This window comes from Hyphobacterium sp. SN044, assembly GCF_021864465.1.
Classification (GTDB): domain Bacteria; phylum Pseudomonadota; class Alphaproteobacteria; order Caulobacterales; family Maricaulaceae; genus Hyphobacterium.
In genome coordinates this window covers 39,924-49,208 of sequence record NZ_JAKKUV010000013.1, presented here as the reverse complement: position 1 = coordinate 49,208, position 9,285 = coordinate 39,924, and the positions used below count along the sequence as shown (strand labels likewise).

The window sequence follows — 9,285 nt, the reverse complement described above, 5'->3', positions numbered from 1 at the left end:
CGCGCGTAGCAGAACGCCGCGCTTCGCTCGAGGCCGAGATAACCCGCCTGACCGGCGAAAAGCTGGAAGCCGAAACCGCGCTGGCGGAGGCGGAGGCCCAGTTCGCCGCGGCCGAAGGCAATACCGAAGCGGAAGCCGACTTGACGAAGGCGCGCGACGAGGCCGAACGCGCCCGGCGCGCTGCCGACGACGCCCGCACCGCCTATGACGTCGCCCACCGCGAGGCGACCGCCCGCAAGCAGAAACTCGACGCCTCCCGCCGCGAGCGCGAGGACTGGAACCGCCGCGCCACGTCAGCGGGCGACCGCATCGACGCGCTGCGCAAGGTAGTGACCGAAGCGGAAACCGCGCGCGCAGCCCTCGAAGGCCGTCCGGCCGAGATCGAGGCCAAGCTCGACGCACTGGCCGACTCGCTCGAACGCGCCGAACGCAAAGCCAATGACGCCCGCGAAGCGGTCCTGAGCGCCGAGGATGGTGCCCGCAGCGCGGACGCCGCCGCCCGCGCCGCCGAACGGGAAGCCTCCGCCGCGCGTGAAGCCCGCGCCGCCGACGAAGCCCGCCTGTCCGGCGCCCGCGAACGGCTGGAAGAGACCGCCGACCGCCTGCGCGATGCGTGCGGTGCCGGCCCCGAGGCTCTGCGGGAACAGGTCGAGGAGAAACACCTCGAACTCGACCTCGACGATCTCGAACGCCGGCTCGATACGGCGCGCCAGAGCCGCGAACGCCTTGGCGCGGTCAATCTGCGCGCCGACGAAGAGGCCCAGGAGCTTCAGACCCAGAGCACGGAGCTGACCAAGGAACGCGAAGACCTGCTCGCGGCGATCGACCGGCTGCGCAAGGGAATCGACGCGCTGTCCCGCGAAGGCCGGGCGCGCCTGCTGGAAGCCTTCGAGCGGGTCGACGGGCATTTCCGCAAGCTGTTCGAAACGCTGTTCGAGGGCGGCCGCGCCGAGCTGCGCCTGACCGAGAGCGACGATCCGCTGGAAGCCGGCCTTGAAATCTACGCCTGCCCGCCGGGCAAGAAGCTGGAAAACATGGCGCTTCTGTCGGGCGGCGAGCAGGCGCTGACCGCCTCGGCCCTGATCTTCGCCGTCTTCCTGTCGAACCCCGCCCCGGTCTGCGTGCTCGACGAAGTTGATGCCCCGCTTGATGACGCGAATGTCGATCGCTACTGCCGCATGCTCGACGAAATGCGCCGCCTGACCGAGACGCGCTTCCTCGTAATCACCCACAATCCGCTGACCATGTCGCGCATGGACCGCCTCTATGGCGTGACCATGGCCGAACGCGGCGTCTCGCAGCTGGTTTCGGTCGATCTCCAGAAAGCCGAGACGCTGATCGCCGCAGAGTAATAAAAGCCACGGCATTTCAAGAATTTAGCTATGCATGTGCATTGCTTGACTTGGGCAGACCCCTTGTCTAGCTTGCGCGCGCTCGCCGGGGGGCCTGGCGGGTACGGAAAATCATGTCTGACCAAGACGAATCGAACCATAGCGATCCCCGCGACAAGGCCTCTGATTTCGAGCGGCGTCTCAACGCCAGGATCGAAGCCAGACGCGTCGAGGAGGAGCGCCGGAACCCGAGCCGCAGCGGCTGGTCCATCGGACTGCGCTACGGCAGCGACTTCTTCGCCGGGGTTCTCGTTGGTGCGGGCGGCGGTCTGGTCATCGACAGACTGCTCGGCTGGACGCCCTGGGGGCTGATTGTCGGGCTGATACTGGGTTTTGCGGCGGGGACGCTGAATGTTGTCCGGGCCGCGCGTGACATCAACGCCAGTGGCGACACCGGCGCGAAAAACTAGGAAGAACCTCCGCGTTCTTCGCAGGTCAAAAGGGGCCGGGCGTGGCAGACACCAACCCGATCAAACAGTTCGAAATCCACCCGATTCTTCCGATGGAAGTGAACGGGATCGATCTGTCCTTCACCAATTCCAGCTACTTCATGGCGGTGGCCGTGCTCGGCGTGACCGCGCTGATGTGGCTGGCGACGACCAAGCGCGCCCTCGTGCCGAGCCGCGGCCAGTCGGTCGCCGAAATGCTCTACGAATTCGTCGCGGGCATGATCCGGTCGACAGCGGGCACCGAAGGCCTGCGCTTCTTCCCCTTCGTCTTCACCCTCTTCATGTTCATCCTGACGGTGAACATGCTGGGCATGATGCACTACTTCCCGGCACCGGGAATGCACGGCTTCACCGTGACCAGCCACATCATCGTGACCTTCGCCTTGTCCATGCTCGTCATGGCCATCGTGGTGGGCTACGGCGTGTGGAAGAACGGCTTCAAATTCCTGAAGCTCTTCGTGCCGTCGGGTGTGCCGTTGCCGCTCTACATCATCGTGACGCCGATCGAGGTCATCTCCTTCCTCTCGCGTCCGCTCAGCCTTTCCGTGCGTCTGTTCGCCAACATGCTGGCGGGCCACATCCTCCTGAAAGTGTTCGCCAGCTTCATCGTCATGATGGGCACGGCGGGCGTGCTGGGCTTCCTCGGAGCCACGCTGCCGCTCTTCATGGTCGTGGCGCTGACCGCACTCGAATTCCTTGTCGCCTTCCTGCAGGCCTATGTCTTCGCGATCCTGACCTGCATCTACCTCAACGACGCCCTGCACCCGGGACACTGATCGGGACGGGACGTTTCTTCTTCAACCGCAATCCATCCAAGAGGAGCAATCAAATGGAAGCGGAAGCCGCGAAATTCATCGGTGCCGGTCTGGCCTGCCTGGGCATGCTGGGCGCCGCCATCGGCGTGGGCAACATCTTCGGGTCCTTCCTTCAGGGCGCCATGCGCAATCCGGCCGCTGCCCAGCAGCAGTTCGGCAACCTGATCTTCGGCTTCGCCGTGACGGAAGCCCTGGGCATCTTCTCGCTGCTGATCGCCCTGCTGCTGCTCTTCGTCGTCTGATCAGGACGGCATTGCTTAACTGACGGTCTTGCCGGCGGGACGCGCGCGTTCCGCCGGCCTTGAGCCATAGAAGAGACGTCCAATGACGCTCATCGAAACGGTCATCGAAGCCGCTCCCGGCGCCGAACAGGCGGCGGAGTACGGTGCGGAGCACGGCGAAGCCGCTGCCTTCCCGCCGTTCGACCCGACCTATTTCGCCTCCCAGCTTTTCTGGCTGGCGATTTTCTTCGTGCTTTTCTACCTCCTGATGTCGCGCTGGATCCTTCCGCGGATCGGTTCGATCATCGAGGAGCGCCGCGACCGCGTGGCCGACGATCTCGATACCGCCCAGCAACTCAAGGCCCAGGCCGACGAGACGCGGGACGCCTACGAGAAGTCGCTGGCCGATGCCCGCGCCAAGGCGCACGCCCTGGCCGTGGAAACCAAGGCCAAGGTCTCTGCCGAGATCGCGGAGGAGACCGCCGCGCTCGAAGCCGAAATCGCCGAACGCACGGCGGAATCGGAAAAGACGCTGGAAAAGGCCCGCAAGAAGGCGCTTGGCGAAGTGCGCGGTATCGCCGCTTCGACCGCAGCAGCGATCGCCGAAAGCCTGTCCGGCCTGTCGGTGACCGAGGCGGACGCCGAAGCCGCCCTGCCCGACACCACGGCCCGATAGGAGGATCGACATGAACTACCTTCTTTCCGATCCGACCTTCTGGGCCTTTATCGGCCTCTTGCTCTTCGTCGGCGTCCTCGTCTGGCAAAAGGTGCCAGGCGCCATCTCCAAGATGCTGGACGGCCGTGCGGATACGATCCGCAAGGAACTCGACGAGGCCCGCCGCCTGCGCGAGGAAGCGCAGGAGCTGCTGGCCTCCTTCCAGCGCAAGCAGCGTGAAGCCGAGGCGGAAGCCGACGCCATCGTGGCCCAGGCCAAGAAGGACGCGAAGTCCATGCGCGCGGAAGCCCGCAAGGAACTCGCCGAACGCCTCGACCGCCGCACGGCCATGGCCGAACAGCGCATTGCGCAGGCCGAAGTCCAGGCCACGCAGGAGATCCGCGCTCTGGCTGCCGACCTTGCGGTCGATGCCGCGGCGAAACTGCTCGGTGAAAAGCTGACGAAGAAGCAGATTTCCGACCAGATCAAGGCAGACCTCGAAACGCTGGAACAGCGCTTCAACTAGGCGCAGGCCTCAGTCCTGAAACACGAAAGGCGGCCCCACGGGCCGCCTTTTTCTTTTCCGGTATGACGCGATCTTATTCCGCCGCCTGGCGCTGAGCCTCGGCCTCGGTCTCGTCCTTGTCGCCGCCGAACATGCCCTTCACGCGGTTCCAGATCGCCGGATGGCGCTTCAGGAAATTGGTGATGTGACGGTGTGCGGTCTTGGAGCTGCCCGCGAGCAGGACGATGCCGACGATGAAGAGCGGCAGACCCAGCGGGATCGGCGTGATCGCGAAGGGGATGGCGATGATGATCAGCGCAAGACCAAGCGCCGCGCCGATCATCCGGATCACGGTCACGACCGCACTGCCGATCGGGTTGCCATTCATGCGCCGAAGCGTCTCGTTCATCGTCTCAACTTTCCAACCGGTCCCTGAAATAGGGTGCCGGACCGTCCACGGATAGGACGATACTGCAACATCGCGCCGGAAAGAGACGGGAATGGGGCGTATCGCCGTCCCTCCCGCAGTCGGGAAACGGAGATACGCCCGATTCAGTTTCGCCGGAGCCCTACTCGGCCGCAGCCACGACCGGCGGCGTCCAGCGGAGCACCGGATTGCGCGCCGCCTGCGTCTCGTCGAGACGCTTGGTCGGGGCGTGAACCGGAGCCGCGCGGAAACGGTCGGTGTCTCCCGCCTTTGCGGCTTCCGACAGCGCCTCCAGAACGTCGCAGAAGCGATCGAGACCCGATTTCGATTCGGTCTCGGTCGGCTCGATCAACATGGCGCCGTGGACGACGAGCGGGAAATACATTGTCATCGGGTGATAGCCCTCGTCGATCATCGCCTTGGCGAAGTCGAGCGTGGTGACCCCGGTGTCCTTCAGGAAGCGATCGTCGAACAGCGCCTCGTGCATGCAGGTGCCGTCGAAAGCCGGCGTCATGACGTGCTTCAGGCGCGCCAGGATGTAATTGGCGTTCAGAACCGCATCTTCCGACGCCTGCTTCAGACCGTCCGAGCCGTGGCTGAGCATGTAGGTCAGCGCCCGTGAGAACATGCCCATCTGGCCATGGAAGGCCGTCATGCGGCCGAAGGGTTCGCCATCGGCATCCGCTTCCTGCTCGATCAGGCGCCAGCCGTCCTTCGTCTGCTCCACCCGCGGCACCGGCGCGAAGGGTGCCAGCGCTTCGGAGAAGACGGTCGGGCCGGAACCCGGGCCGCCGCCGCCATGCGGCGTGGAGAAAGTCTTGTGCAGATTGATGTGCATCGCGTCGATGCCGAGATCGCCCGGGCGTACGCGGCCGACGATGGCGTTGAAATTCGCCCCGTCGCAATAGAAATACCCGCCGCAATCGTGGATCAGGTCGGCGATGGTCTTGATGTCGCGTTCGAACAGGCCGCACGTGTTCGGATTGGTCAGCATGATGCCGGCCACATCGTCACCCAGCTTGGCCTTGAGGGCTTCCAGATCGACCCGGCCCGTCGCATCGGCCGGAATTTCATCGGTCGTGAAGCCGCACTGCACGGCCGTTGCCGGGTTCGTGCCGTGGGCCGATTCCGGCACCAGCACGCGGCGGCGCTTCGTCTCACCGCGCGCGTCGAGCGCCGCGCGGATCGCCATCATCCCGCACAATTCGCCATGCGCGCCGGCCTTCGGCGACAGGGCGACGCAGGGCGTGTTGGTCAGCGTCATCAGCCAATGCGCGAGCTCGCCCATCAGCTCAATCGCGCCTTCCACCGTCTGCTGAGGCTGCATCGGGTGAATGTCCGCCAGGCCCGGCAGGCGGGCCATCTTCTCGTTGAGGCGCGGATTGTGCTTCATGGTGCACGATCCGAGCGGATAGAGGCCGAGGTCGATCGCGTAATTCTTCCGCGACAGGCGGACATAGTGGCGCATCGCCTCCGGCTCGGCGAGGCCAGGCAGGCCGATATCCGCCGTGCGGTCGAGACCGCCGAGACGGGTCTTCGTGCCCTTCGGTTTGGGCAGGTCGACACCGGTATTGTCGCTGCGGCCGCGCTCGAAGATCAGCGGTTCGGACTGATCGAGACCGCGCGAACCGGAGAAGGTGTCGGCATAGCCGCCGGTCGAGAGATTCTCGGCCATGCGGGTCGGGCGTCCTTGGGAATTGAGCGCCATGATCAGAGCACCTCTTTCAGCGCAGCGGCGAAGGCCGACAGATCGGCTTCGGTATTGGTTTCGGTAGCAGCCACGATCAGCACGTCTTCAAGCGCGCCCGGGAAGAGGCGGCTCGCGGGAACCCCGCCCAGCACGCCTTTCTCGACCAGCGCATCGACGACGCCAGCGGCCGGCTTCGGCAGCTTCAGCGAGAACTCGTTGAAGAAGCTGTCGGTCAAAAGCTCGACACCCGGGACCGAGGTCAGACGGTCGGCAAGGTCGCAGGCCGTCTCATGGTTGAGACGGGCGAGCTGGCGCAAACCCTTCTCGCCCAGCAGCGTCATGTGGATGGTGAAGGCCAGCGCACACAGGCCGGAATTGGTGCAGATGTTCGACGTCGCCTTCTCGCGGCGGATGTGCTGCTCGCGCGTCGACAGGGTCAGAACGAACCCGCGGCGGCCGTCAGCATCGACGGTTTCCCCGGCCAGGCGGCCCGGCAGGTTGCGGATGAAGTTGCGGTCGTTCTTGCAGGCGAAGAGACCGACATAAGGTCCGCCGAAATTCAGGCCGACACCGATCCCCTGCCCTTCACCGACGCAGATGTCCGCGCCCATCTCGCCGGGCGACTTCACGAGGCCCAGCGAGACCGGCTCGGTAAAGACGGCGATCACCAGCGCGCCCTTGTCGTGCGCGGCCTTCACGACCGGTTCGAGGTCGTGCAGGCGGCCGAACACGTCCGGCGTCTGAACGACGACGCAGGCGGTTTCCTCGGTGATGTGGTCGGTCAGCTTGCCAAGCCCGTCATGGCGGGCCGGCTCGGATACCACGTCGATATCGAGATATTTGCAGAGCGTCTTGGTGGTGTCGGCGTAGTGCGGGTGCAGTGAACCGGCGAGCACCGCCTTCCTCCGCTTCGTCACCCGGCTCGCCATCACCACGGCTTCGCCGCAAGCCGTCGAGCCGTCATACATGGAGGCATTGGCCACATCCATGCCGGTCAGAAGCGCGACCTGGGTCTGGAATTCGAACAGGGTCTGCAGCGTGCCCTGGCTGATTTCCGGCTGATACGGCGTGTAGGCCGTCAGGAATTCCGAACGCTGGATCAGGTGATCCACGGTCGAGGGCACGTGGTGCTTGTAGGCCCCGGCGCCGACGAAGAAAGGCACCGACGAGGCCGGCGTGTTCTTCGAGGCCAGCTTCGAAACATGCCGCTCGACTTCAAGCTCGGTCATGTGTTTCGGAAGGTCGACCGTGCCGCCGAGACGCGCCGCCTGCGGCACGTCGGTGAACAGGTCGTCGATCGACTTCACGCCGATCTTGGCAAGCATGTCCGCACGATCCTGCGGAGTCAGCGGGAGATAACGCATGGCGGCTTTCGGCCTTCCTGTCGGGAGTTCGGTTACGCGATGTGCTGCTTGTAGGCGGCTTCGTCCATCAGGCCGTCGAGCTGGGACTTGTCGGCCAGCTTGATGCGCACGAACCAGCCATCGCCGGTCGGCGCTTCATTGACGGTCTGCGGCGCGTCTTCGAGCGCGTCATTGACCGCGACGATCTCGCCGGAGACCGGCGCATAGACTTCCGAGGCCGCCTTCACGGACTCGACCACGGCCATCTCGTCGCCCTGGCCGAAGGATTTGCCGGTCGCCGGCAGTTCGACGAAGACGACATCGCCCAGCTGTTCGGCGGCATAGGCGGTAATGCCCACGACGGCCTCGTCGCCTTCGACGCGAATCCACTCATGGTCCTTGGTGAAATGGGTGCTCATGATCTTCCCTTCCCTGATGCGGCCGCTCAGCCGCGGTAATAGCGTTGTTCGACAAACGGCATTTTCGCGATCGTGGCCGGACGGGCCTTGTCGCGCACGAGGATCTCGATTTCGGTGCCGGGCACGGCGAACTCGGTGTCGACATAGGCCATGCCTACTGGTCCGCCCACCGTCGGGCCGAATCCGCCGGAGGTGACGACACCGATCGTGTTGCCGTCCTTGACGATTTCCGCGCCTTCGCGCGCCGGCGCGCCGGCCATGGTGAAGCCGACCCGCTTGCGCTGCGGGCCGTCGGCGAACATCGCCATCACGGTCTCAGCGCCCGGGAAGTCCTTGCGCTCGCGGCGCGGCTTGGCGACCGCCCACATCAGAGTGGCTTCGACCGGCGTCTTGGTCTCGTCCATGTCGTGGCCATAAAGGCAGAGCCCGGCTTCAAGGCGCAGCGAGTCGCGCGCGCCGAGACCGATCGGTTTCACTTCCGGCTCCGCCAGCAGTACGCGGGCGATGCGTTCCGCTTCGGCGGCGGGAATGGAAATCTCGAACCCGTCCTCGCCGGTATAGCCGGAGCGCGAGATGATCGCGTCGGTGCCGAGAAGGTCGAAATGGCCGCACTGCATGAAGACCATCTTGGCGGCGTCCGGGGCGAGACGTGCCATAACGTCCTTCGCCTTGGGCCCCTGCAGCGCCAGAAGCGCGCGGTCGGCGAGGATTTCCAGCGTGCCCTTGCCCTGCGTCGCCTTGGCGATGCGCGCGAAGTCAGCTTCCTTCGTGGCGGCGTTGACCACCAGGAAAACACCGTCCGCGTCCGGGCGGGACACCATCAGATCGTCCAGAATGCCGCCCTGCTCATTCGGCAGCAGCGTGTATTTCTGCTCGCCCGGCTGCAGCGCCGTCAAATCCGCCGTGATCAGCTTTTCCAATGCGCTTTCGTCGCCGACATAGCGCGCCTGTCCCATGTGGGAGACGTCGAACAGGCCGGCAGCGTCACGCGTGTGATTGTGCTCGGCCATGATGCCTTCGTACTGCACCGGCATCGAATAGCCGGCGAAGGGCACCATGCGGCCGCCCAGCTCGATATGCAGCGCATCGAGCGGTGTGTGATGTAGGTTGGCGTCGGACATTCAGGTCTCCAGACGGGTTACGGCGCGCTTGGTTAGCCCAAGCCGCCCCCGCTGTCTTCATGACCTGAGAGATTCCGCGAAAACCGGTGGACCGGGATCGCTTGCTCCGTCGGTGGGATGCGGTTGCCCGCACCCGCTTTCCAGCGTTTTCGCGTCCCGCGGTCCTTCGGCCTGAGCGTTTCCGGGGCGGTTGCGCCTTCGGCGCCGGCCTTTTTCGCCGGTCTCTCCCGCGGGGGCGGTAGTGGCGCC

At 65.1% G+C, this 9,285-nt stretch carries 10 protein-coding genes, 1 pseudogene and 2 riboswitches; of the genes and pseudogenes, 6 read left to right on the top strand and 5 right to left on the bottom strand.

Annotated elements, in window-relative coordinates:
• The 6 genes and pseudogenes from L5876_RS13890 to L5876_RS13865 form a co-directional block, all read left to right on the top strand.
• Nucleotides 1–1,352: pseudogene (locus tag L5876_RS13890) on the top strand (chromosome segregation protein SMC); the annotation flags it as partial.
• Between the two features lie 113 nt (nt 1,353–1,465).
• The gene (locus tag L5876_RS13885) at nt 1,466–1,801 is read left to right on the top strand and encodes an AtpZ/AtpI family protein (protein ID WP_236956957.1); all 336 of its coding nucleotides are present in this window, start codon (nt 1,466–1,468) and stop codon (nt 1,799–1,801) included.
• Between the two features lie 41 nt (nt 1,802–1,842).
• Nucleotides 1,843–2,616 (top strand): F0F1 ATP synthase subunit A, encoded by a 774-nt coding sequence (locus L5876_RS13880; RefSeq protein ID WP_236956956.1) that lies wholly within the window; start codon nt 1,843–1,845, stop codon nt 2,614–2,616.
• A 53-nt stretch (nt 2,617–2,669) separates the two neighbouring features.
• Nucleotides 2,670–2,897 (top strand): F0F1 ATP synthase subunit C, encoded by a 228-nt coding sequence (locus L5876_RS13875; protein ID WP_039718586.1) that lies wholly within the window; start codon nt 2,670–2,672, stop codon nt 2,895–2,897.
• An 82-nt stretch (nt 2,898–2,979) separates the two neighbouring features.
• The gene (locus L5876_RS13870) at nt 2,980–3,552 is read left to right on the top strand and encodes a F0F1 ATP synthase subunit B' (RefSeq protein ID WP_236956955.1); all 573 of its coding nucleotides are present in this window, start codon (nt 2,980–2,982) and stop codon (nt 3,550–3,552) included.
• A gap of 10 nt (nt 3,553–3,562) precedes the next feature.
• Nucleotides 3,563–4,057, top strand: a complete 495-nt coding sequence (locus L5876_RS13865) for a F0F1 ATP synthase subunit B (RefSeq protein ID WP_236956954.1) — start codon at nt 3,563–3,565, stop codon at nt 4,055–4,057.
• A 73-nt stretch (nt 4,058–4,130) separates the two neighbouring features.
• On the opposite strand, the gene L5876_RS13860 is transcribed toward L5876_RS13865, so the two are convergent.
• The 5 genes from L5876_RS13860 to gcvT all read right to left on the bottom strand — a co-directional run bounded on the left by L5876_RS13860 (nt 4,131) and on the right by gcvT (nt 9,036).
• Nucleotides 4,131–4,445, bottom strand: a complete 315-nt coding sequence (locus tag L5876_RS13860; protein WP_236956953.1) for a hypothetical protein — start codon at nt 4,443–4,445, stop codon at nt 4,131–4,133.
• Nucleotides 4,446–4,605: 160 nt separating this feature from the next.
• A complete protein-coding gene (gcvPB, locus tag L5876_RS13855; protein WP_236956952.1) occupies nt 4,606–6,171 on the bottom strand; it encodes an aminomethyl-transferring glycine dehydrogenase subunit GcvPB in 1,566 nt (521 codons plus the stop codon).
• 2 nt (nt 6,172–6,173) lie between these two features.
• Nucleotides 6,174–7,517: an aminomethyl-transferring glycine dehydrogenase subunit GcvPA gene (gene gcvPA, locus L5876_RS13850; RefSeq protein WP_236956951.1), complete on the bottom strand. Its 1,344-nt coding sequence runs from the start codon at nt 7,515–7,517 to the stop codon at nt 6,174–6,176.
• A 32-nt stretch (nt 7,518–7,549) separates the two neighbouring features.
• Nucleotides 7,550–7,915, bottom strand: coding sequence for a glycine cleavage system protein GcvH (gcvH, locus tag L5876_RS13845; RefSeq protein ID WP_039718580.1), 366 nt, complete (start codon nt 7,913–7,915; stop codon nt 7,550–7,552).
• A 26-nt stretch (nt 7,916–7,941) separates the two neighbouring features.
• Nucleotides 7,942–9,036: a glycine cleavage system aminomethyltransferase GcvT gene (gene gcvT / locus L5876_RS13840; RefSeq protein ID WP_236956950.1), complete on the bottom strand. Its 1,095-nt coding sequence runs from the start codon at nt 9,034–9,036 to the stop codon at nt 7,942–7,944.
• 49 nt (nt 9,037–9,085) lie between these two features.
• Nucleotides 9,086–9,182: riboswitch (glycine riboswitch) on the bottom strand.
• A 3-nt stretch (nt 9,183–9,185) separates the two neighbouring features.
• A riboswitch (glycine riboswitch) is annotated at nt 9,186–9,276 on the bottom strand.
• Nucleotides 9,277–9,285 lie beyond the last annotated feature (9 nt).